General features: G+C 62.8%; 21 protein-coding genes. 17 read left to right on the forward strand and 4 right to left on the reverse strand.

Annotated elements, in window-relative coordinates; translation table 11 throughout:
• Positions 1–47 precede the first annotated feature (47 nt).
• From FPB55_RS16460 to nuoN, 15 genes are all read left to right on the forward strand, one after another.
• Complete coding sequence (locus FPB55_RS16460; protein WP_172828396.1) at positions 48–812, forward strand: secretin N-terminal domain-containing protein; 765 nt, start codon at positions 48–50, stop codon at positions 810–812.
• Positions 813–1,301: 489 nt separating this feature from the next.
• Positions 1,302–2,627, forward strand: coding sequence for an isocitrate lyase (gene aceA / locus FPB55_RS16465; RefSeq protein ID WP_009684219.1), 1,326 nt, complete (start codon positions 1,302–1,304; stop codon positions 2,625–2,627).
• A 1,408-nt stretch (positions 2,628–4,035) separates the two neighbouring features.
• Positions 4,036–4,449: an NADH-quinone oxidoreductase subunit A gene (locus FPB55_RS16480; RefSeq protein ID WP_003251427.1), complete on the forward strand. Its 414-nt coding sequence runs from the start codon at positions 4,036–4,038 to the stop codon at positions 4,447–4,449.
• A 9-nt stretch (positions 4,450–4,458) separates the two neighbouring features.
• Positions 4,459–5,136: an NADH-quinone oxidoreductase subunit B gene (locus FPB55_RS16485; protein WP_009686426.1), complete on the forward strand. Its 678-nt coding sequence runs from the start codon at positions 4,459–4,461 to the stop codon at positions 5,134–5,136.
• Positions 5,137–5,215: 79 nt separating this feature from the next.
• On the forward strand, positions 5,216–6,997 hold the full coding sequence (gene nuoC / locus FPB55_RS16490; protein ID WP_009686425.1) for an NADH-quinone oxidoreductase subunit C/D: 1,782 nt from the start codon (positions 5,216–5,218) through the stop codon (positions 6,995–6,997).
• Positions 6,998–6,999: 2 nt separating this feature from the next.
• Positions 7,000–7,497, forward strand: a complete 498-nt coding sequence (nuoE, locus tag FPB55_RS16495; RefSeq protein ID WP_003251433.1) for an NADH-quinone oxidoreductase subunit NuoE — start codon at positions 7,000–7,002, stop codon at positions 7,495–7,497.
• On the forward strand, positions 7,494–8,855 hold the full coding sequence (gene nuoF, locus FPB55_RS16500) for an NADH-quinone oxidoreductase subunit NuoF (RefSeq protein ID WP_009686424.1): 1,362 nt from the start codon (positions 7,494–7,496) through the stop codon (positions 8,853–8,855). Before nuoE ends, nuoF begins: the two co-directional genes overlap by 4 nt.
• 132 nt (positions 8,856–8,987) lie before the next feature.
• Positions 8,988–11,702 (forward strand): NADH-quinone oxidoreductase subunit NuoG, encoded by a 2,715-nt coding sequence (gene nuoG, locus FPB55_RS16505; protein ID WP_029886630.1) that lies wholly within the window; start codon positions 8,988–8,990, stop codon positions 11,700–11,702.
• Positions 11,699–12,706, forward strand: a complete 1,008-nt coding sequence (gene nuoH, locus FPB55_RS16510) for an NADH-quinone oxidoreductase subunit NuoH (protein ID WP_029886631.1) — start codon at positions 11,699–11,701, stop codon at positions 12,704–12,706. Before nuoG ends, nuoH begins: the two co-directional genes overlap by 4 nt.
• Before the next feature lie 11 nt (positions 12,707–12,717).
• On the forward strand, positions 12,718–13,266 hold the full coding sequence (nuoI, locus tag FPB55_RS16515; protein ID WP_016488223.1) for an NADH-quinone oxidoreductase subunit NuoI: 549 nt from the start codon (positions 12,718–12,720) through the stop codon (positions 13,264–13,266).
• Between the two features lie 10 nt (positions 13,267–13,276).
• A complete protein-coding gene (gene nuoJ, locus FPB55_RS16520; RefSeq protein WP_009686420.1) occupies positions 13,277–13,777 on the forward strand; it encodes an NADH-quinone oxidoreductase subunit J in 501 nt (166 codons plus the stop codon).
• A gap of 3 nt (positions 13,778–13,780) precedes the next feature.
• On the forward strand, positions 13,781–14,089 hold the full coding sequence (nuoK, locus tag FPB55_RS16525) for an NADH-quinone oxidoreductase subunit NuoK (protein WP_003251446.1): 309 nt from the start codon (positions 13,781–13,783) through the stop codon (positions 14,087–14,089).
• On the forward strand, positions 14,086–15,939 hold the full coding sequence (nuoL, locus tag FPB55_RS16530) for an NADH-quinone oxidoreductase subunit L (protein WP_054904800.1): 1,854 nt from the start codon (positions 14,086–14,088) through the stop codon (positions 15,937–15,939). The genes nuoK and nuoL overlap by 4 nt, the downstream gene beginning before the upstream one ends.
• 49 nt (positions 15,940–15,988) lie before the next feature.
• Positions 15,989–17,521, forward strand: a complete 1,533-nt coding sequence (nuoM, locus tag FPB55_RS16535; protein WP_029886633.1) for an NADH-quinone oxidoreductase subunit M — start codon at positions 15,989–15,991, stop codon at positions 17,519–17,521.
• Positions 17,522–17,528: 7 nt separating this feature from the next.
• Positions 17,529–18,998, forward strand: a complete 1,470-nt coding sequence (nuoN, locus tag FPB55_RS16540; protein WP_009686417.1) for an NADH-quinone oxidoreductase subunit NuoN — start codon at positions 17,529–17,531, stop codon at positions 18,996–18,998.
• Positions 18,999–19,076: 78 nt separating this feature from the next.
• Here nuoN and FPB55_RS16545 read toward each other — a convergent pair whose 3' ends face one another.
• A complete protein-coding gene (locus tag FPB55_RS16545; protein ID WP_110676793.1) occupies positions 19,077–19,340 on the reverse strand; it encodes an ogr/Delta-like zinc finger family protein in 264 nt (87 codons plus the stop codon).
• Positions 19,341–19,540: 200 nt separating this feature from the next.
• On the opposite strand from FPB55_RS16545, the gene FPB55_RS16550 reads away from it, so the two are divergent.
• Entirely contained in the window at positions 19,541–19,909 is a 369-nt protein-coding gene (locus tag FPB55_RS16550) for a helix-turn-helix domain-containing protein (RefSeq protein ID WP_115294423.1), read from the forward strand.
• Here the strand turns inward: FPB55_RS16550 and FPB55_RS16555 are convergent.
• The 3 genes from FPB55_RS16555 to FPB55_RS16565 are packed head-to-tail and all read right to left on the reverse strand — an operon-like array spanning position 19,906 to position 20,865.
• Entirely contained in the window at positions 19,906–20,268 is a 363-nt protein-coding gene (locus FPB55_RS16555) for a hypothetical protein (RefSeq protein ID WP_009686414.1), read from the reverse strand. The two genes, FPB55_RS16550 and FPB55_RS16555, sit on opposite strands and share 4 nt — an antisense overlap.
• Positions 20,261–20,605 carry a head completion/stabilization protein gene (locus FPB55_RS16560; RefSeq protein WP_009686413.1) on the reverse strand — a complete coding sequence of 115 codons (345 nt, stop codon included), beginning with the start codon at positions 20,603–20,605 and terminating at the stop codon, positions 20,261–20,263. Before FPB55_RS16560 ends, FPB55_RS16555 begins: the two co-directional genes overlap by 8 nt.
• Positions 20,606–20,616: 11 nt before the next feature.
• Positions 20,617–20,865, reverse strand: coding sequence for a helix-turn-helix transcriptional regulator (locus FPB55_RS16565; protein ID WP_029886638.1), 249 nt, complete (start codon positions 20,863–20,865; stop codon positions 20,617–20,619).
• 219 nt (positions 20,866–21,084) lie between these two features.
• Between FPB55_RS16565 and FPB55_RS16570 the strand changes: the two genes are divergently transcribed.
• Positions 21,085–23,157 carry a TonB-dependent receptor gene (locus tag FPB55_RS16570; RefSeq protein ID WP_144188697.1) on the forward strand — a complete coding sequence of 691 codons (2,073 nt, stop codon included), beginning with the start codon at positions 21,085–21,087 and terminating at the stop codon, positions 23,155–23,157.
• The last annotated feature ends 50 nt before the right edge of the window (positions 23,158–23,207 follow it).

The following is a 23,207-nucleotide window of genomic DNA, read 5'->3' on the forward strand; positions in this document are numbered from 1 at the left end:
GGCAGTTTTTGATGTGCATCCAGCACAGGCAGGACGCCTTTGCCATCATGGCAACCCCACCTGCGGAGATCATGGACATGCCGCTACGCCCCCTATGCGCCGCCCTGCTGCTGGCCGCCAGCCTCACCGCCCAGGCCGCCACCGAGGTATTGCCGCTGCAGCACCGCAGCAGTGCCGAACTGCTGCCTGCCGCACAGGCATTCATCGCCAAAGACGGCACGGTCAGCGCCTTCGAGAACAAGCTGATCGTCAACGCCAGCCCCGAGCGCATCGACGACCTGCGTGCCTTGCTGCAGCAGCTGGATACCGCGCCCAAGCGCCTGCTGATCAGCGTTGACAACAACGACAGCAACTTCCAGGACAACCGGGGCAACGGCCAGGTGATTCGCTACGGCACCAGCAACCGCGACGGTGGCATGCAGCAAGTTCAGGCCAGCGAAGGCCAGCCAGCACTCATCCAGGTTGGCCAGAGCATCCCGGTTACCAGCACCAGCACCGACGGCTACGGGCGCCTCCAGAGCAACACCGAATACCGCAACGTGACCCAAGGTTTCTATGTCACCCCGACTCTGAGCGGAGAAACGGTTCGTCTGCAAATAAGCACAAATAATGACCGCATCAGCCAGGAACGTGCAGATGTAGTAAAAGTGCAAAGTACCGACACAACCATCACTGGCAAGCTCGGCGAGTGGATCACCCTGGCGGGCTACAACCAGCAGAGCCAAGCGGACCGCAGTACGTCAAGCCGCAGTTACAGCACCCAGCGCGGTGAAAACATGACTTTGCGTGTAAAAGTCGACCTTCTCGACTGATCCCAGGCAATTCAAGGCCTCGACCAAAGGCCTTGAAACTGACTGACAAGTCGTATTAGACCAAAGATGTAGTAAGCACAAAAAACCACTACAAAACATTTGACAGGGTGTTTTTCCCAAGGGCATGATGGCCTCGCTCCCGCTAATCAGGGGCCCTGGCAAGGGCCTTCGAGGCGCGCTCCTCCCACCCCCGGAGGCGCCTTGTGTCTATACGGCCCACAAGGCGGTTCGACGGGATTGCGACTGCAACGAAGAAGTTGTCCCGAGGGACGGAAGCGCATCACCGCAGTAATGGCAATCGCGTAGCACCGCAGTTAGGCATCCACGAGCCGACCTGCCGGGGCGCCTCTGCCTGGCCTGCACTCTCCTTCCCCTTCGAGCCTTCGCGTTCGCCGCCGCACACCTGCGAACAGGACAGCCGCCAGGCACCTGATCTGCTCCGAGCATCAGCACAATTAACTCAAGATCGATGCGACGAGGTTTATTTCCATGGCACTGACACGCGAACAGCAAATTGCAGCCCTCGAGAAAGACTGGGCCGAGAACCCGCGCTGGAAAGGCGTGACCCGTACCTACACCGCCGCTGATGTCGTTCGCCTGCGTGGCTCCGTGCAACCCGAGCACACCTTTGCCCGCCAGGGTGCAGAGAAACTGTGGAAGCTGGTCACCGAAGGTGCCCACCCGTCCTTCCGCCCTGAGAAAGACTTCGTCAACTGCATGGGCGCCCTGACTGGCGGCCAGGCAGTCCAGCAGGTAAAAGCCGGCATCCAGGCCATCTACCTGTCCGGCTGGCAGGTTGCCGCCGACAACAACTCGGCCGAGTCCATGTACCCGGACCAGTCGCTGTACCCGGTCGACTCGGTACCGACCGTGGTCAAGCGCATCAACAATGCGTTCCGCCGCGCTGACCAGATCCAGTGGAAAGCGGGTAAGAACCCGGGCGACGAAGGCTACATCGACTACTTCGCGCCGATCGTGGCTGACGCTGAAGCCGGTTTCGGCGGCGTACTGAACGCCTACGAGCTGATGAAGAACATGATCGAAGCAGGCGCCGCCGGCGTGCACTTCGAAGACCAGCTGGCCTCGGTGAAAAAGTGCGGCCACATGGGTGGCAAGGTACTGGTACCGACCCAGGAAGCCGTGCAGAAGCTGGTGGCCGCGCGCCTGGCTGCTGACGTGTCGGGTGTGCCGACCATTATCCTGGCCCGTACCGACGCCAACGCCGCCGACTTGCTGACCAGCGACTGCGACCCGTACGACCAGCCGTTCGTGATTGGCGAGCGCACCCGCGAAGGCTTCTACAAGGTACGCGCCGGCCTCGACCAGGCCATCGCCCGCGGCCTGGCCTACGCGCCGTATGCCGACCTGATCTGGTGCGAGACTGCCAAACCGGACCTGGACGAAGCCCGCCGCTTCGCCGAAGCGATCAAGAAGGAGTACCCGGACCAGATCCTGTCGTACAACTGCTCGCCTTCCTTCAACTGGAAGAAGAACCTGGACGACGCCACCATTGCCAAGTTCCAGCGCGAACTGTCGGCCATGGGCTACAAACACCAGTTCATCACCCTGGCCGGCATCCACAACATGTGGCACGGCATGTTCAACCTGGCGCACGACTACGCCCGCAACGACATGACCGCCTATGTGAAGCTGCAGGAGCAGGAATTCGCTGACGCCAGCAAGGGCTACACCTTCGTGGCGCACCAGCAGGAAGTGGGTACTGGCTACTTCGACGACATGACCACTGTGATTCAGGGTGGGGCTTCGTCGGTGACTGCACTGACGGGTTCGACCGAAGAAGAGCAATTCCACTGATAGTGGCTTGCGGTTGAAAGAAGGCCCGGCGCTTGTAAAAGCGCCGGGCCTTTGTTTTTGCCGGTACCGGCCCTTTCGCGGATGAACCCTGTAGGAGCGGCCTTGTGTCGCGAAAGGGGTGCGTAGCGCCCCCGGGATCTGTGCGCCACCGCAAAATTGCCGGGGCCGCTCTGCGGCCCTTTCGCGACACAAGGCCGCTCCTACAGACGAATCGTGCCTATCAGGGGTGCCTCTGTGCTGCATGCCAGTTCAGCTTGCCGGCTCCCACATCTGTTTCGGGCCAGTCCATCCTGGGCCAGCGCAGGCGACCGCCTAGCACATACGGCGCGGTATCGAGCCATGCGCCAGAGGGGGCGCGCGCAAATCACACAGGCATCATTGGCTCGAAACAGATGTGGGAGCCGGCTTGCCGGCGATGCGCCGCGCGGGCGGCGCTCGGTCTCACAGGCGCTGCATTCCTTTCGCCATACAAATGGCAGCCCTCACGCGACACAACGGCAGCCCCAACAAACCCCATAATCAGGTCTATCTTGAGGCAGCAAACCAGCAAGGACCGCATCAGGGCGGCGAGGTGCCTGCCTTGGTTTTTGCGGTGTTGCGCAGATCGAGCGCCGCCCGCGCGGCGCTTCGCGAGCTGCGCTCGCTCCTACGCTTGTTTCGGGCCAGTTATGCCTGTGGGATTTGCGCGCGAACGCTTTGGCGCACGCCTCGATATGGCGACGTACAAACAAGGCGGTCGCGCGCGCCTGGCACAGGATGGACTGGCCGGAAACAAACGTAGGAGCGGCTTTAGCCGCGATGCGCCGCGCGGGCGGCGCTCGGTCTCACAGGTGCTGCATTCCTTTCGCCATACAAATGGCAGCCCTCACGCGACCCACGCCAGCCCAACAAACCCCACAATCACGTCTATGCTTGTGGCAGCACCGCACCCAGGGCAGCACTGGCCGGCCGCTTCATCAGCCAGTCATGACCCAACCACTAAAGTATTGACCCAGAGCGGTGCAACCGCCGCGCAAAGCTGCTAGAACACGGCCCTTTCGCATTTACAAGTAGGGGGACTCGCCAGATGAACTTTACAAGGCTCAGAACAGCCCAATTAAATGGCATCAGGCCAAATGATATTAATTATCATTACGAAACTTGTAATTCGTTACCACTCGCAAGAAACATAATTAACAAAAGCGCACGCAATGCCCGAATTTCAAGGCTTTCAGCCATTTACGCGCTGCTGTTGCACTAAATCCTACGGATAAATTTGCTACAGAAATTTTACTTGCACCAGGTTTACCCATAAAATCAGCGCGATTGATTCAGCTGCGACATTTGGTCACTGCATGTGCGACACCAGGTCGCCGCTCTACACTTATTTCAGACTGCAGAGCTGGGTCTCTGTATAAGGATTTCTAGCATGTCCGATTCGGCAGGACTCATCGCCCACAACTGGGGCTTTGCCATCTTCCTCCTGGGTGTCGTCGGCCTGTGCGCCTTCATGCTCGGCCTGTCCAGCCTGCTCGGTAGCAAGGCATGGGGCCGCGCCAAGAACGAACCCTTCGAATCCGGCATGCTGCCCGTCGGCAGCGCCCGCCTGCGCCTGTCCGCCAAATTCTATCTGGTCGCGATGCTGTTCGTGATCTTCGATATCGAAGCCCTCTTTCTCTTTGCATGGTCTGTGTCCGTCCGCGAAAGCGGCTGGACCGGGTTCGTCGAAGCACTCGTTTTCATAGCAATTCTGTTGGCAGGTCTTGTCTACCTATGGCGCGTCGGGGCACTTGATTGGGCTCCCGAAGGTCGCCGCAAGCGGCAAGCGAAGCTGAAACAATGAGGCTTTGGCATGCAATACAATCTCACCAGAATCGATCCGGATGCGCCCAACGAGCAGTACCCGGTCGGTGAACGGGAAACCGTCACCGATCAGCTGCTGGAGGACCAGGTCCACAAGAACATCTTCATGGGTAAGCTCGAAGATGTGCTGCGTGGCGCGGTCAACTGGGGTCGCAAGAACTCACTGTGGCCGTACAACTTCGGCCTGTCCTGCTGCTACGTGGAAATGACCACGGCCTTCACCGCACCTCACGACATCGCCCGCTTCGGCGCCGAAGTCATCCGGGCCTCGCCGCGTCAGGCCGACTTCATGGTCATTGCCGGTACCTGCTTCGTGAAAATGGCGCCGATCATCCAGCGCCTGTACGAGCAGATGCTCGAGCCCAAGTGGGTGATCTCCATGGGGTCGTGCGCCAATTCCGGTGGCATGTACGACATCTACTCGGTCGTTCAGGGGGTCGACAAGTTCCTCCCCGTGGACGTCTATGTGCCTGGCTGCCCGCCACGCCCTGAGGCTTTCCTGCAAGGCTTGATGCTGCTGCAGGAGTCGATTGGCCAAGAACGACGCCCGCTTTCCTGGGTTGTTGGTGATCAAGGTATTTACCGTGCCGAGATGCCAGCCCAGAAAGACATGCGTCGCGAGCAGCGCATTGCCGTAACCAACCTGCGCAGCCCCGACGAAGTCTGATCCAGCGACCTGCCGCCCGCTCCCCATGGAGCCGGCGGCCTGGCTTCATTCTTAACGTTGACCCAAAGCGACCGAGACCATGACAGCGGACAACGCTATTTTCATTCCGCCCTACAAGGCTGACGACCAGGATGTGGTCGTCGAACTGCACAACCGTTTTGGCGCCGAAGCATTCGTCGCCCAGGAAACCCGCACCGGCATGCCCGTGCTGTGGGTCAAGCGCGCCCAACTCAAGGAAGTGTTGAGCTTCCTGCGTGGCGTGGCCAAGCCGTACAGCATGCTGTACGACCTGCACGGCGTCGACGAACGCCTGCGTACCCAGCGCCGCGGCCTGCCAGCCGCCGACTTCAGCGTGTTCTACCACCTGCTGTCGATCGAGCGTAACAGCGACGTGATGATCAAGGTGTCGCTCAGCGAAGGCGACCTCAACCTGCCATCGGTGACCAGCATCTGGCCGAACGCCAACTGGTACGAGCGCGAAGTCTGGGACATGTTTGGCATCGACTTTGCCGGCCACCCGCACCTCAGCCGCATCATGATGCCCCCCACCTGGGAAGGCCACCCGCTGCGCAAGGACTACCCGGCCCGTGCCACCGAGTTCGACCCGTACAGCCTGACCCTGGCCAAGCAGCAGCTCGAAGAGGAATCGGCGCGCTTCAACCCCGAAGCCTGGGGCATGAAGCGTCAGGGCGCCAACGAGGACTACATGTTCCTCAACCTCGGCCCCAACCACCCTTCGGCGCACGGTGCATTCCGTATCGTGCTGCAGCTGGACGGTGAAGAGATCGTCGACTGCGTACCGGACATCGGCTACCACCACCGTGGCGCCGAGAAAATGGCCGAGCGCCAGTCCTGGCACAGCTTCATCCCCTACACCGACCGTATCGACTACCTCGGCGGGGTGATGAACAACCTGCCGTACGTGCTCGCGGTGGAGAAGCTGGCCGGCATCCAGGTGCCGCAGAAGGTCGACGTGATCCGCATCATGCTCGCCGAGTTCTTCCGCATCACCAGCCACCTGCTGTTCCTGGGCACCTATATTCAGGACGTGGGTGCCATGACCCCGGTGTTCTTCACCTTCACCGACCGCCAGCGCGCCTACACCGTGATCGAGGCGATCACCGGTTTCCGCCTGCACCCGGCCTGGTACCGTATCGGTGGCGTCGCCCACGACCTGCCGCGCGGCTGGGACAAGCTGGTCAAGGACTTCGTCGAATGGCTGCCCAAGCGCCTCGACGAGTACACCAAGGCGGCCTTGCAGAACAGCATCCTCAAGGGCCGTACCATCGGCGTCGCTGCCTACAACACCAAGGAAGCACTGGCCTGGGGCACCACCGGTGCCGGCCTGCGCGCCACCGGTTGCGACTTCGACCTGCGCAAAGCCCGCCCTTACTCCGGCTACGAGAACTTCGAGTTCGAAGTACCGCTGGCCCACAACGGCGATGCCTACGATCGCTGCATGGTCCGTGTCGAGGAGATGCGCCAGAGTATCCGCATCATCGACCAGTGCCTGCGCAACATGCCGGAAGGCCCGTACAAGGCGGATCACCCGCTGACCACGCCGCCGCCGAAAGAGCGCACCCTGCAGCACATCGAAACCCTGATCACGCACTTCCTGCAAGTCTCGTGGGGCCCGGTGATGCCGGCCAACGAGTCGTTCCAGATGATCGAGGCAACCAAGGGCATCAACAGTTACTACCTGACGAGCGATGGCGGCACCATGAGCTACCGCACCCGGATCCGTACCCCGAGCTACCCGCACCTGCAGCAGATCCCATCGGTGATCAAAGGCAGCATGGTCGCCGACCTCATTGCGTACCTGGGCAGTATCGACTTCGTTATGGCTGACGTGGACCGCTAAGCATGAACAGCACGCTTATCCAGACAGACCGTTTCGCCCTGAGCGAAACCGAGCGCTCGGCCATCGAGCACGAAATGCACCACTACGAGGACCCGCGCGCGGCGTCCATCGAAGCCCTGAAGATCGTTCAGAAGGAACGCGGCTGGGTGCCGGACGGCGCCATTCACGCCATCGGCGAAGTGCTGGGCATTCCGGCCAGCGACGTCGAAGGTGTAGCCACCTTCTACAGCCAGATTTTCCGCCAGCCAGTCGGCCGCCACATCATCCGCGTGTGCGACAGCATGGTCTGCTACATCGGCGGCCACGAATCGGTGGTCAGCCAGATCCAGAGCGAACTGGGCATCGGCCTTGGCCAGACTACCGCAGACGGCCGCTTCACCCTGCTGCCGGTATGCTGCCTGGGCAACTGCGACAAAGCCCCGGCGCTGATGATCGACGACGACACCTTCGGTGACGTGCAGCCGGCTGGCGTTTCCAAACTGCTGGAGGGTTACGTATGACCATTACTTCCTTCGGCCCGGCCAACCGCATCGCGCGCACGGCCGAAACCCACCCGCTGACCTGGCGCCTGCGTGACGACGGCGAACCGGTATGGCTGGCCGAGTATGAATCGAAGAACGGCTACGCCGCCGCGCGCAAGGCGCTGGCAGACATGTCCGCCGACGATATCGTGCAAAGCGTCAAGGACTCCGGCCTCAAGGGCCGTGGTGGCGCCGGCTTCCCCACCGGGGTGAAGTGGGGCCTGATGCCCAAAGACGAATCCATGAACATCCGCTACCTGCTGTGCAACGCGGACGAAATGGAGCCCAACACCTGGAAGGACCGCATGCTGATGGAGCAACAGCCCCATCTGCTGGTGGAGGGCATGCTGATCAGCGCCCGCGCCCTGAAGGCCTACCGCGGCTACATCTTCCTGCGCGGCGAATACACCACCGCCGCGAAGAACCTCAACCGCGCCATCGATGAAGCCAAGGCCGCAGGCCTTTTGGGCAAGAACATCCTGGGCAGCGGTTTCGATTTCGAGCTGTTCGTGCACACCGGTGCCGGGCGCTACATCTGCGGTGAAGAAACCGCGCTGATCAACTCGCTGGAAGGCCGCCGCGCCAACCCGCGCTCCAAACCGCCCTTCCCTGCTGCCGTGGGTGTATGGGGCAAACCGACCTGCGTGAACAACGTCGAAACCCTGTGCAACGTGCCAGCCATCGTCGCCAACGGCAACGACTGGTACAAGTCGCTGGCCCGTGAAGGCAGCGAAGACCACGGCACCAAGCTGATGGGCTTCTCCGGCAAGGTCAAGAACCCGGGCCTGTGGGAGCTGCCGTTCGGCGTTACCGCCCGCGAGCTGTTCGAGGACTACGCCGGTGGCATGCGTGACGGCTTCAAGCTCAAGTGCTGGCAGCCAGGCGGCGCCGGTACCGGCTTCCTGCTGCCCGAGCACCTCGACGCGCAGATGTACGCCGGTGGCATCGCCAAGGTCGGCACCCGCATGGGTACGGGCCTGGCCATGGCGGTAGACGACAGCGTCAACATGGTGTCGCTGCTGCGCAACATGGAAGAGTTCTTCGCCCGCGAGTCGTGTGGCTGGTGCACCCCTTGCCGTGACGGCCTGCCGTGGAGCGTGAAAATGCTGCGCGCACTGGAAAACGGCCAGGGCCGCGCCGAAGACATCGAGACGCTGCTGGGGCTGGTCAACTTCCTCGGCCCAGGCCGTACCTTCTGTGCTCACGCACCGGGTGCCGTCGAGCCATTGGGCAGTGCCATCAAATACTTCCGCTCGGAGTTCGAGGCCGGTGTGGCGCCTGAAAGCGCTGGCACCCTGCGCCCGAACCTGGCGAAGCCGATTGTGGTCGGCGCATAAAAAGATAGAACGCGGGTGGTCCGTGCCACCCGCCAGCCCGTCGGCAGGCCCGAATGACTCGTGGCGTGCCGCAGGCTCACCGATTTCCATTAGCCACGCCCGCTCACGCGGGCCAACGAAGAACTTTGAACAATGGCCACTATCCACGTAGACGGCAAAGCGCTCGAAGTCAACGGTGCTGACAACCTGTTACAGGCGTGTCTGTCACTCGGCCTCGACATCCCTTATTTCTGCTGGCACCCCGCGCTTGGTAGCGTGGGTGCCTGCCGGCAGTGCGCGGTCAAGCAGTACACCGACGAGAACGACACCCGTGGTCGTATCGTTATGTCCTGCATGACCCCTGCTTCCGACGGCACCTGGATCTCCATCGACGATGAAGAGTCCAAGGCGTTCCGCGCCAGCGTCGTCGAATGGCTGATGACCAACCACCCGCACGACTGCCCGGTGTGCGAGGAAGGCGGTCACTGCCACCTGCAGGACATGACGGTAATGACCGGCCACAACGAGCGCCGCTACCGTTTCACCAAGCGTACCCACCAGAACCAGGACCTCGGCCCGTTCATCGCCCATGAGATGAACCGCTGCATCGCCTGCTATCGCTGCGTGCGCTACTACAAGGACTACGCCGGCGGGACCGACCTGGGTGTCTACGGCGCCCACGACAACGTGTACTTCGGTCGCGTCGAAGACGGCGTGCTGGAAAGCGAGTTCTCCGGCAACCTGACCGAAGTCTGCCCAACAGGCGTGTTCACCGACAAGACCCACTCCGAGCGCTACAACCGCAAGTGGGACATGCAGTTTGCCCCGAGCATCTGCCATGGCTGCTCCAGCGGCTGCAACATCAGCCCAGGCGAGCGCTATGGCGAGCTGCGCCGTATCGAAAACCGCTTCAACGGTTCGGTGAACCAGTACTTCCTGTGCGACCGCGGCCGCTTTGGCTACGGTTACGTCAACCGCACGGACCGCCCGCGCCAGCCACAACTGGCCGACGGCACCAAGCTGGGCCTGGACGCCGCCCTGGACAAGGCCGCCGACCTGCTGCGCGGCCGCACCATCGTCGGCATCGGTTCGCCACGTGCCAGCCTCGAAAGCAACTACGGCCTGCGTGAGCTGGTCGGTGCCGAGTACTTCTACTCGGGCATGGAAGCTGGCGAGCTGGCCCGGGTGCGCCTGGCCCTGGACGTGCTGAACAACAGCCCGCTGCCGGTGCCGACCCTGCGCGATATCGAAGACCACGACGCCGTGTTCGTGCTGGGTGAAGACCTGACCCAGACCGCTGCCCGCGTCGCCCTGGCTGTGCGCCAGGCGACCAAGGGCAAGGCCGAGGCCATGGCCGAAGCGATGAAGGTGCAGCCTTGGCTCGACGCTGCCGTGAAGAACATCGGCCAGCACGCGCTGTACCCGCTGTTCATCGCTTCGCTGGCGCAAACCAAGCTGGACGACGTGGCGGAAGAGTGTGTACACGCAGCCCCCGCCGACCTGGCCCGCCTCGGCTTCGCCGTGGCTCACGCCATCGACCCGAGCGCCCCGGCTGTCGAAGGCCTGGACGCCGAAGCCAAAGCCCTGGCCCAGCGCATCGCCGACGCCCTGGTGGCCGCCAAGCGCCCATTGGTGGTAGCGGGCACTTCGCTGGCCGACCCGGCCCTGATCGAAGCCGCCGCCAACATCGCCAAGGCCCTGAAGCTGCGCGAGAAAAACGGCTCCCTGAGCCTGGTGGTGCCAGAGGCCAACAGCATCGGCCTGGCCATGCTCGGTGGCGAGTCGGTGGATGCCGCGCTGGACGCCGTCATCAGCGGCAAAGCCGATGCGATCGTGGTGCTGGAAAACGACCTGTACGCCCGCGTAGCGGCTGCCAAGGTCGACGCAGCCCTGGCGGCCGCCAAAGTGGTGATCGTCGCCGACCACTCGAAAACCCCGACGGTCGACCGCGCCCACCTGGTGTTGCCGGCCGCCTCGTTCGCCGAAGGCGACGGTACCCTGGTCAGCCAGGAAGGCCGTGCCCAGCGCTTCTTCCAGGTGTTCGACCCGCAGTACCTGGACAGCAGCATCCAGATCCACGAAGGCTGGCGCTGGATGCACGCCCTGCGTGCCACCCTGCTGAACAAGCCGGTCGACTGGACGCAACTGGACCACGTCACCAGCGCCTGTGCGGCTGCCGCGCCGCAACTGGCCGGCATCGTCAATGCCGCGCCAAGCGCCGCGTTCCGCATCAAGGGCATGAAGCTGGCCCGCGAGCCGCTGCGCTACTCCGGCCGTACCGCCATGCGCGCCAACATCAGCGTGCACGAGCCACGTACCCCGCAAGACAAGGACACCGCGTTCGCCTTCTCCATGGAAGGCTACTCGGGTTCGGCCGAACCGCGCCAGCAGGTGCCGTTCGCCTGGTCGCCGGGCTGGAACTCGCCGCAAGCCTGGAACAAGTTCCAGGACGAGGTCGGTGGCCACCTGCGTGCTGGTGACCCGGGCGTGCGCCTGATCGAGTCGCAAGGCGACCGCCTGAACTGGTTCAGCGCCATTCCGGGCGCCTTCAACCCGGCCCGTGGCACCTGGACGGCGGTGCCGTTCTTCCACCTGTTCGGCAGTGAAGAAAGCTCCTCGCGCGCCGCCCCGGTGCAACAGCGTATTCCGGCGGCCTACGTGGCCCTGGCCAAGTCCGAGGCCGACCGCCTGGGCGTCAACGAAGGTGCGCTGCTGAGCCTGACCGTTGCCGGTGTGGCCCTGCGCCTGCCGCTGCGTATCAATGAAGAGCTGGGCGCTGGCCTGGTCGCGCTGCCGAAAGGCCTGGCCGGCATTCCGCCTGCCATCTTCGGTGCACCCGTCGAAGGTCTGCAGGAGGCAGCACAATGAGCTGGTTCACCCCCGAAGTGATCGATGTGATCATCCAGGTCGTCAAGGCTATCGTGGTGCTGTTGGCCGTGGTGGTCTGCGGCGCGCTGCTCAGCTTCGTCGAACGCCGCTTGCTGGGCTGGTGGCAGGACCGCTACGGTCCGAACCGTGTCGGCCCGTTCGGCATGTTCCAGATCGCAGCCGACATGCTGAAGATGTTCTTCAAGGAAGACTGGAACCCGCCCTTCGTCGACAAGATGATCTTCACCCTGGCGCCAGTCGTGGCCATGAGCGCCCTGCTGATCGGCTTCTCGATCATCCCGATCACCCCGGGCTGGGGCGTCGCCGACCTGAACATCGGCCTGCTGTTCTTCTTCGCCATGGCCGGCCTGTCGGTCTACGCGGTGCTGTTTGCCGGCTGGTCGTCGAACAACAAGTACGCCCTGTTGGGCAGCTTGCGGGCTTCGGCACAGACCGTGTCGTACGAAGTGTTCCTGGGCCTGGCGCTGATGGGCGTGGTGGTGCAGGTGGGTTCGTTCAACATGCGCGACATCGTCGAGTACCAGGCGCAGAACCTGTGGTTCATCATTCCGCAGTTCTTCGGCTTCTGCACCTTCTTCATCGCTGGCGTGGCCGTGACTCACCGTCACCCGTTCGACCAGCCGGAAGCGGAACAGGAACTGGCCGACGGCTACCACATCGAGTATGCCGGCATGAAGTGGGGCATGTTCTTCGTCGGTGAGTACATCGGCATCATCCTCATCTCGGCGCTGCTGGTAACCCTGTTCTTCGGCGGCTGGCACGGCCCGTTCGGCATCCTGCCGCAACTGCCGTTCCTGTGGTTCGCATTGAAGACCGCGTTCTTCATCATGCTGTTCATCCTGCTGCGCGCCTCGATCCCGCGCCCACGCTATGACCAGGTGATGGACTTCAGCTGGAAGTTCTGCCTGCCGCTGACCCTGATCAATTTGCTGGTGACCGCTGCGCTCGTGCTCTACAACACGCCAGCCGTCGCGGCCCAGTGAGGATTTGACCCATGTTCAAGTATATCGGCGACATCGTTAAAGGCACCGGCACCCAGCTGCGCAGCCTGGCCATGGTGTTCTCCCACGGGTTTCGCAAACGCGACACCCTGCAGTACCCCGAAGAGCCCGTCTACCTGCCGCCGCGCTACCGCGGCCGCATCGTGCTCACCCGCGACCCCGACGGCGAGGAGCGCTGCGTAGCGTGCAACCTCTGCGCGGTGGCCTGCCCGGTCGGCTGCATCTCGCTGCAGAAAGCCGAAACCGAGGACGGCCGCTGGTACCCGGAGTTCTTCCGCATCAACTTCTCGCGCTGCATCTTCTGCGGCCTGTGTGAAGAAGCGTGCCCGACCACCGCGATCCAGCTGACTCCGGATTTCGAAATGGCCGAGTTCAAGCGTCAGGACCTGGTGTACGAGAAAGAAGATCTGCTGATCTCCGGCCCCGGCAAGAACCCTGACTACAACTTCTACCGTGTTGCGGGTATGGCCATCGCTGGCAAGCCGAAAGGCGCTGCACAGAACGAAGCCGAGCCGATCAACGTGAAGAGCTTGCTCCCATAAGGACAGAAAGATGGAATTCGCTTTCTACTTCGCATCCGGGATCGCCGTGGTGTCCACCCTTCGGGTGGTGACCGGCACCAACCCCGTGCACGCCTTGCTTTACCTGATCATTTCGCTGATTTCCGTGGCCATGATCTTCTTCTCCCTGGGTGCACCGTTCGCCGGTGCCCTGGAAGTGATCGCCTACGCCGGCGCCATCATGGTGCTGTTCGTGTTCGTGGTGATGATGCTCAACCTCGGGCCGGCTTCGGTGGCCCAGGAGCGCGGCTGGCTCAAGCCCGGCATCTGGGCCGGGCCGGTCATCCTTGGCGCCCTGCTGCTGGCAGAGCTGCTGTACGTGCTGTTCGTCACCCCGAGCGGCGCCGGCATCAGCGGTACCACCGTGGGCCCGAAAGCCGTGGGGGTCAGCCTGTTCGGCCCCTACCTGCTGGTGGTCGAACTGGCGTCGATGCTGCTGCTGGCGGCAGCTGTGACCGCCTTCCACCTGGGCCGCAACGAGGCGAAGGAGTAAATCATGGGTGCTATCCCTCTCGAACATGGCCTGGCAGTCGCCGGCATCCTGTTCTGCTTAGGTCTGGTTGGCCTGATGGTCCGCCGCAACATCCTCTTCGTGCTCATGAGCCTGGAAGTCATGATGAACGCCTCTGCCCTGGCGTTCGTCGTCGCCGGGGCCCGTTGGGTCCAGCCCGACGGCCAGGTGATGTTCATTCTGGTGATCAGCCTGGCAGCTGCCGAGGCCAGCATTGGCCTGGCCATCCTGCTGCAGCTGTACCGCCGGTTCCACACTCTCGACATCGATGCTGCCAGTGAGATGCGCGGATGAACCTTCTCTTCCTGACTTTCGTCTTTCCCCTCATCGGCTTCCTGCTGCTGTCGTTCTCGCGCGGACGGTTCTCGGAGAACCTGTCCGCGCTGATCGGCGTCGGCTCGGTAGGCCTGTCGGCGGCCACGGCCGCCTACGTCATCTGGCAATTCAACGTCGCCCCACCTGAAGGCGGCGCTTACAGCCAGTTGCTGTGGCAATGGATGTCGGTGGACGGCTTCGCGCCGAACTTCACGCTGTACCTGGACGGCCTGTCGGTCACCATGCTCGGCGTGGTCACCGGTGTCGGCTTCCTGATCCACCTGTTCGCCTCCTGGTACATGCGTGGCGAAGCCGGCTACTCGCGCTTCTTCTCGTACACCAACCTGTTCATCGCCAGCATGCTGTTCCTGATCCTTGGCGATAACCTGCTGTTCATCTACTTCGGCTGGGAAGGCGTGGGCCTGTGCTCGTACCTGTTGATCGGTTTCTACTACAGCAACCGCAACAACGGTAATGCCGCGCTCAAGGCATTCATCGTCACCCGCATCGGCGACGTGTTCATGGCCATCGGCCTGTTCATCCTGTTCGCCCAACTGGGTACCTTGAACGTGCAGGAGCTGCTGGTGCTGGCACCACAGAAATTCCAGGCGGGCGACACCTGGATGGTGCTGGCAACGCTGATGCTGCTGGGTGGTGCGGTGGGTAAATCGGCCCAGTTGCCACTGCAGACCTGGCTGGCGGACGCGATGGCCGGCCCGACCCCGGTTTCGGCACTGATCCACGCCGCGACCATGGTGACTGCGGGCGTGTACCTGATCGCCCGTACCAACGGCCTGTTCCTGCTGGCACCCGACATCCTGCACCTGGTAGGCGTAGTCGGTGGCGTGACCCTGGTACTGGCCGGCTTCGCTGCGCTGGTGCAAACCGACATCAAGCGTATCCTCGCCTACTCGACCATGAGCCAGATCGGCTACATGTTCCTGGCCCTGGGCGTCGGTGCCTGGGACGCGGCGATCTTCCACCTGATGACCCACGCGTTCTTCAAGGCACTGCTGTTCCTGGCCTCCGGTGCGGTGATCGTGGCCTGCCACCACGAGCAGAACATCTTCAAGATGGGCGGCCTGTGGAAGAAACTGCCCCTGGCCTATGCCAGCTTCGTGGTCGGTGGCGCGGCCCTGGCCGCCCTGCCGATCGTGACGGTAGGCTTCTACTCCAAGGACGAGATCCTCTGGGAAGCCTTCGCCAGCGGCAACACCGGCCTGCTGTACGCCGGCCTGGTGGGCGCATTCATGACCTCGCTGTACACCTTCCGCCTGATCTTCATCGCCTTCCACGGCGAAGCCAAGACCGAAGCGCATGCCGGCCACGGCATCAGCCACTGGCTGCCGCTGGGCGTACTGATCGTGCTGTCGACCTTCATCGGTGCCTGGATCACCCCACCGCTGGCCGGCGTGCTGCCTGAAAGCGCCGGCCATGCCGGTGGCGCCGCCAAGCACGCGCTGGAAATCACCTCGGGGTCGATCGCCATTGCCGGTATCCTGCTGGCAGCCCTGCTGTTCCTGGGCAAGCGCAGCTTCGTCAGTGCGGTGGCCAACAGCAGCATCGGCCGCGTGCTTTCGGCCTGGTGGTTCGCTGCCTGGGGCTTCGACTGGATCTACGACAAGCTGTTCGTCAAACCTTACCTGCTGATCAGCCACATGCTGCGCAAGGATCCGGTTGACCGCGGCATTGCCCTCATCCCTCGCCTGGCTCGCGGCGGCCACGTCGCCATGAGCAAGACCGAGACAGGCCAACTGCGCTGGTACACCGCCTCGATCGCCGTTGGCGCAGTGCTGGTACTCGGCGCTGTGGTAGTGGCTGCGGTATGACCATGAACTTTGCGAACCTTGCGACCCTGCAAAAGGAAACGAACCCGTCATGATTTTGCCTTGGCTGATCCTGATCCCCTTCATCGGCGGCTTCCTGTGCTGGCTGGGTGAGCGCTTCGGCGCCACCCTGCCGCGCTGGATCGCGCTGCTGACCATGTCCCTGCTGCTAGGCATCGGCCTGTGGCTGTGGGCTCACGGCGATTACACCCTCGCCCCCGCACCTGGCGCCGAACCGGCCTGGGCCCTGGAATACAAAGTCCAGTGGATCCAGCGCTTCGGCATCAGCATCCACCTGGCCCTCGATGGCCTCTCGCTGCTGATGATCCTGCTTACCGGCCTGCTCGGTGTGCTGTCGGTCCTGTGCTCGTGGAAAGAAATCCAGCGTCACGTCGGCTTCTTCCACCTCAACCTGATGTGGATCCTGGGCGGCGTGGTCGGTGTGTTCCTGGCACTGGACCTGTTCCTGTTCTTCTTCTTCTGGGAAATGATGCTGGTGCCGATGTACTTCCTCATCGCGCTCTGGGGTCACAGCTCGGCAGATGGCAAGAAGACCCGGATCTACGCGGCGACCAAGTTCTTCATCTTCACCCAGGCCAGCGGCCTGATCATGCTGGTGGCGATCCTTGGCCTGGTCCTGGTCAACTACAACACCACCGGCGTGCTCACCTTCAACTACAGCGACCTGCTCAAGGCCCAGTTGCCTGCGGGCGTGGAATACCTGCTGATGCTGGGCTTCTTCATCGCCTTTGCGGTGAAGCTGCCGGTGGTGCCGTTCCACTCCTGGTTGCCTGACGCTCACGCCCAGGCGCCCACTGCAGGTTCCGTGGACCTGGCCGGTATCCTGCTGAAGACTGCGGCCTATGGCCTGCTGCGCTTCGCCCTGCCGCTGTTCCCGAACGCCTCGGCCGAGTTCGCGCCGATTGCCATGACCCTGGGCCTGATCGGCATCTTCTACGGTGCGTTCCTGGCTTTCGCGCAAACCGACATCAAGCGCCTGATCGCCTTCTCCAGCGTCTCGCACATGGGCTTCGTGCTGATCGGTATCTACTCCGGCAGCCAGCAGGCCCTGCAAGGCGCGGTAATCCAGATGCTGGCCCACGGCCTGTCGGCTGCCGCGCTGTTCATCCTGTCGGGCCAGCTGTACGAGCGCCTGCACACCCGTGACATGCGCCAGATGGGCGGCCTGTGGCACCGTATCGCCTACCTGCCCGCCATCAGCCTGTTCTTCGCCGCTGCCTCGCTGGGCCTGCCCGGCACCGGCAACTTCGTCGGCGAGTTCCTGATCCTGCTCGGCAGCTTCGTGCATGTACCGTGGATCACCGTGATCGCCACCACCGGCCTGGTATTTGGCTCGGTGTACTCGCTGATCATGATCCACCGCGCCTACTTCGGCCCGGCCAAGAGCGACACCGTACTGGCCGGCATGGACGGTCGCGAGCTGATCATGGTGCTGGGCCTGGCGGTCCTGCTGATCCTGCTGGGCGTGTATCCGCAGCCATTCCTCGACACCTCTGCCGCCACCATGAGTGGTGTGCAGCAGTGGCTCGGCTCCGCTTTCACTCAACTCGCTTCGGCCCGGTAAGAGCGCTATGGAATTCACCACTCAACACTTCATCGCATTGGCGCCGATGCTGATCACCACCATCACCACGGTGGTGGTGATGCTGGCGATCGCCTGGAAGCGCAACCACTCGCAAACCTTCCTGCTGTCCACCGTGGGCCTGAACCTGGCGCTGCTGTCGATCCTGCCGGTGCTGAAGGTGGCACCGTTGGCGGTCACCCCGCTGCTGACCATCGACAAGTTCGCCTGCCTGTACATGGCGATCATCCTGGTGGCCACGCTGGCTTGCGTCACCCTGGCCCACGCCTACCTGGGCGAAGGCTCCAAAGGCTTCCCGGGCAACCGTGAAGAGCTCTACCTGCTGCTGCTGATGTCGGCACTCGGTGGCCTGGTGCTGGTCAGCGCCAACCACCTGGCGGGGCTGTTCATCGGCCTGGAGCTGCTGTCGGTGCCGGTCTACGGCCTGGTGGCCTATGCGTTCTTCAACAAGCGCTCGCTGGAAGCCGGTATCAAGTACATGGTGCTGTCGGCCGCCGGTTCAGCGTTCCTGCTGTTCGGCATGGCCTTGCTGTACGCCGACGCCGGCAGCCTGAGCTTCGACCAGATTGGCAAGGCCCTGGCGGCTACCAGCATGCCAAGCCTGGTGGCCCAACTGGGCCTGGGCATGATGCTGGTCGGCCTGGCCTTCAAGCTGTCGCTGGTACCTTTCCACCTGTGGACCCCGGACGTGTACGAAGGCGCCCCGGCGCCGGTTGCCGCATTCCTCGCAACCGCAAGCAAGGTCGCGGTGTTCGCCGTGGTCGTGCGCCTGTTCATGCTCTCCCCTGCTGCCAGCAGCGGCGTGCTGAGCACCGTACTGGCGGTCATCGCCGTTGCCTCCATCCTGGTCGGTAACCTGCTGGCGCTGACCCAGAGCAACCTCAAGCGCCTGCTTGGTTACTCGTCCATCGCCCACTTCGGTTACCTGCTCATCGCCCTGATCGCCAGCAAGGGCCTGGCCCTGGAAGCCATGGGCGTGTACCTGGTCACCTACGTGATCACCAGCCTGGGCGCCTTCGGGGTCATCACCCTGATGTCCTCGCCCTATGGCGGCCGTGACGCCGATGCCCTGTACGAATACCGCGGCCTGTTCTGGCGCCGCCCGTACCTGACTGCAGTGCTGACCGTGATGATGCTGTCGCTGGCGGGCATCCCGCTGACCGCCGGTTTCATCGGCAAGTTCTACATCATCGCCACCGGTGTCGAGTCGCACCTGTGGTGGCTGGTTGGGGCCCTGGTGATCGGCAGCGCCATCGGCGTGTACTACTACCTGCGTGTCATGGTCACCCTGTACCTGGTCGAGCCGAACCTGCGTCGCCACGACGCACCGCTGAAGTGGGAGCAGCGCACCGGTGGCGTCATGCTGCTGGCCATCGCCATTCTTGCTTTCGTACTGGGTGTGTACCCGCAACCCCTGCTGGAAATGGTCCAGCAAGCCGGCCTGCAACTGATCGGCTGATTGCCCTGCCAATGAAAACACCCCGCTGATGCGGGGTGTTTTTTTATGTGCGTGTTTTAGGTCGCTGAGCATGCCAGCTCATTCACCAGGGCTACCCAGCCCTGCGCCCGGCAGGGCCGCCTTGCGCAAATCACCATTGGCAGAAGGCAGGTAGACTTCCGGGTTGGGCATGCCGCTGGGCGACAGTTCATGGGTCATTTCGAATTCGGCACGTACCGACCAGCCACAGGCCTCGGTTGTGCATTGCAAATAAGCAATGCGCAGGAAAATATGGCGACCTTCACTGGTGCGTATGCGCATCCGGCTGTGGCAGTGCGGGCAGACAAGCTTGTAAGTACTCACGGCAAATACCTGCAAGCACTGTTCAGGTTCAACTTCAGTGAGAATGCTCGCCGGAGTGTGTCAGTATTGGCCACAAAATCGGGACTATTCTTCAGTTTGATGTTTCTCATTGCAGAAATGCTCCTTAAAACGCAGGGCTGTATTCATAACGAGTAGTTTAAGCCCATGGAATATCATTAAACCAGTCATGGATATTTGTTATGAGTACTCACGTACTGGCTGCGGTGCTCACGCGGCTCAAGCTTCTAACCGGCGCGCAGTCCGACGCCGATCTTTCGCGCGCACTGTCGGTGAGCCCGCAGACGCTCAGCAGCTGGAAGGTGCGCGATAGCATTCCCTATTCCCTTTGCATCGAGATCGCCAGGCAACATGCCTGCTCGCTGGACTGGCTTCTGCTCGGCCATGGCGAGCAGGCCCCGGCAAGCCGGGGCCTGACGGGTTGGGAAGCCGATGTGCTCGAGCGCCTGCGCACCTTGTCGCCCAGCGACCGCCAAGCCATCTTGCTGTTCATCGAAGACAAGCAGCGAATCCGGCAACTGGAACAGCAGTTGAGCGAGCTGACGGGCTAACCCCGTTTTCGCCAGCGCTGGATCAGTTCACGCGGGTCGAGGGTGTCGACCAGCACCATGACCTTCAAGCTCACCGGAATGACGATTACCGCTGCCACAAAGCCGGCCATGCCACGTGACAGCAAAGGCACCGACTCCGAAATCAGCGGCTCGAACAAATGACCCACGCCTACGGTGACAAACACCAGCAAGAGTTTCTTGGCCAGTGTCAGCCGCTTGGCGGTGTTGGTGATCAACCGGTCGCGTGCGGCACTGACCAGCAACGCCCCCAGCAGCGCGGCGAACAACACATTGCCATCCACCCCCAGCATCTGCGCCAGGGTTGAACCCAAGTGGTCGCAGAACCATTGTTCAGGCATGTTTCAGCCCTCGTCGCGGTCCAGCCAGGCAAGGCGCGGAACCCAAGGTATGCAGGATCGCGGCTTCGACAAAACGGGTGTAACACACGTGCAAGGCGCGCCCATGGTCATGCCCGGCCACGTCCTCGAGGCGTTGGTAGCCCCGCTCACGCAGCGCCGCTCGCCAGCGGGCGAACTCGCTTGCCGCGGCAATCACGGCACAGCGCGCGGCCACCTCCAGCGCCGCATCACTGACTGGCTGCTGCAGCTTCAGCCGTTCATGCAACCTGCCCAAGTCCACCCGCGGCCAGAACGGGTCGTGGCTATCGGCAATGCGTGGTAGGCGATCGGTACTCATGCGTCACCTCCTCATTGCTCGGCCAGCATGCCGTAACGAATAGCCTTGATCACTGCAGCTACCCGGGTGGGCACATCGAATTTGCGCAGGATGTTGGACACGTGGAAATTCACGGTCGACTCCTTGCACGCCAGGATCTGCCCGATTTCCCAGGAACTCTTGCCATAGGCGCACCACAGCAGCACCTGCTGTTCACGTGGTGTCAGGCGCACCGGGGCGTCCGCCGGAGGGTGCTGCGAATGTCGAGCGTTGTCGGTCATGTTTGAACTCCACGGGTGAGTGAGCACGGCACGCTTGCCGATCTGCGTTCACCTTACGAAGCCCGGGCGGCAGCCTCCATCGCCGCCGCTTGTAAAGAACTTTCGTACAAAAGCGTCTGACGAAAGCAGCGGGAAAATGAGTGCTTTTCTTCGTGCTCCCGGCGGCATTTCGCTCGTCTCAACGCCGTTGTCCATTCGCTTTTCGCCTGGAGTCGTACAATGCGTCGCGTTATGCCCCTGTCATCCTGCCTGGGCCTGCTGGCTGCCATGGGCGCCACCCAGCCCGCCGTGGCGGCACCCTCGGTCGAGCTCGACCAGGTTCTGATCACCGACGAGGAGCAGACCGAACTGACGGCCGCCACCCAGCGCCTGCGCGAAATACCGGGCGCCAGCAACCTGGTGGACATGCAACGGGTCGGCCAAGGCCGGGTGGCCAGCAACCAGGACGTGCTGGCCTACCAGCCCGGTGTGTTCGCACAATCGGCAGGCAACGACGGGATCAAGTTGTCGATCCGCGGCTCAGGCCTCAATCGTGCCCCGGGGGCACATGGCTCTGGCATCTACACGATGTTCGACGGGCTGCCCTTGACCGGCCCGGGGGGTACTCCCTACGAGCTGTTCGAACCCTTGTGGCTAAGCCGCGCCGAGGTGTTGCGCGGCGCCAACGGCTTCGATCAGGGCGCGCTGGCACTGGGTGGCGCGATCAACTACGTCACCCACACCGGCTATGACGCTGCACCGCTGCAGGTGCGCTACGAGGTGGGCAGCCGCGGCTACCAGCATCGGCATATCAGCTCGGGCCAGGTGCTGGGCAACCTCGACTACTACGTCGCGTTGACCGATGCCGAATACGACGGTTACCAGGCTCACAGCAGCGGCAGTGCCAAGGGCGTGGCTGCCAATGTCGGCTACCGCTTCAACCCCAACCTCGAAACGCGCTTCTACCTGCGCTACCGGGAAACCGAGAACGAACTGGCCGGGCGCCTGACCAAGGACCAGATCAAACACCACCCTCGGGCGGCCAACCCGGCCTACCTGGCCCGTGACGATAGCCGCCCGCAACCGGGCAGCACCTGGGTAGGCAACAAGACTACCTTCTACCTCGACGATGACGCGCGGGTGGAAGCCGGCCTGGTCTACCACGACTACCCCATGGACCTGCGCGAAGGGCCGATGCGCCTGAAGGTGGCCTATACCGACGTCAGCGGCACGCTCAACTATTCGCGCCGCGACAGCCTGTACGGCCACGAGAGCAAGACCACCCTCGGCTGGCGCACCACCAAACACCTGCCAAACAGCGGCGCCTCGCAGTTCGCCCGCACTGGCGACGTGTTCGGTGCAAGAACGCGGGACTTCACCTACCAGGGCTCCGATACCGTGCTGCATGCCGGCAATGACCTGGAACTGGTGCCCAACCTGTGGCTGACCACCGGCCTGGCCATGATCTACACCCGGCGTGAAAGCGACGTCACCTACCCTGCCGAGGGCGGCAAAGTGAGCATGCATGACTGGGATTACGCCCCCCGTGTGGGCTTGCGCTACGACCTTCGGCCGGACCTGCAGGTGTATGGCAACCTCAGCCGTTCGGTGGAGCCGCCACACCCCTGGTCGCTGATCTGGAGCGCACCGAGTACTGGCGGCAAACAGATCCAGCCGATCGAAATGCAGAACCAGACTGCAACCACCCTGGAAGTGGGCGCACGTGGCGATTCGGCCATCGGCCGCTGGGACCTGGCCTGGTACTACGCACAGGTGCGACACGAACTGCTCGCCGTGGAAGTGGTGCCGAACTTCACCTCCGAGTTCAATGCCAGCACCACAGTGCACCAAGGTGTGGAAGCCGGCCTCGTCAGCACCTTGTGGGAACGCGCAGGCACGGGCAAGTTGAGCCTGCGCCAGGCCTATACATTCAGTGATTTCCACTACCGCGATGACGAGGCGTTCGGTGACAATCGCCTGCCTGGCATCCCCATGCACTATTACCAGGCCGAGCTGCGCTACGACTGGTCGAACGGTTTCCATGCCGGGGTGAATACCCAGCTGGCATCCAAGGTTCAGGTGGACAACGCCAACAGCTACCACGCTGATGAATATGCCCTGCTCGGCGCGCGTATCGGTTGGGATTCACCCCGCCAGGACTGGCAAACCTGGCTGGACCTGCGCAACCTCACCAACCAGCGTTATGCAGCGACGGTGACGCCCGCCTACAACGATGCCGGTAATGACAATGCGCGCTCCACCCCGGGCGAAGGCTTTAGCGTATACGCCGGGGTTTCCTACAGCTTCCGCTAACGCATGGCGCCCCTTGCAGCAGCGGGCCAGGCCACTGCGGCAAGGGGCAT

The sequence above is a fragment of the Pseudomonas sp. BJP69 genome (assembly GCF_007633355.1).
GTDB lineage: Bacteria > Pseudomonadota > Gammaproteobacteria > Pseudomonadales > Pseudomonadaceae > Aquipseudomonas > Aquipseudomonas juntendi.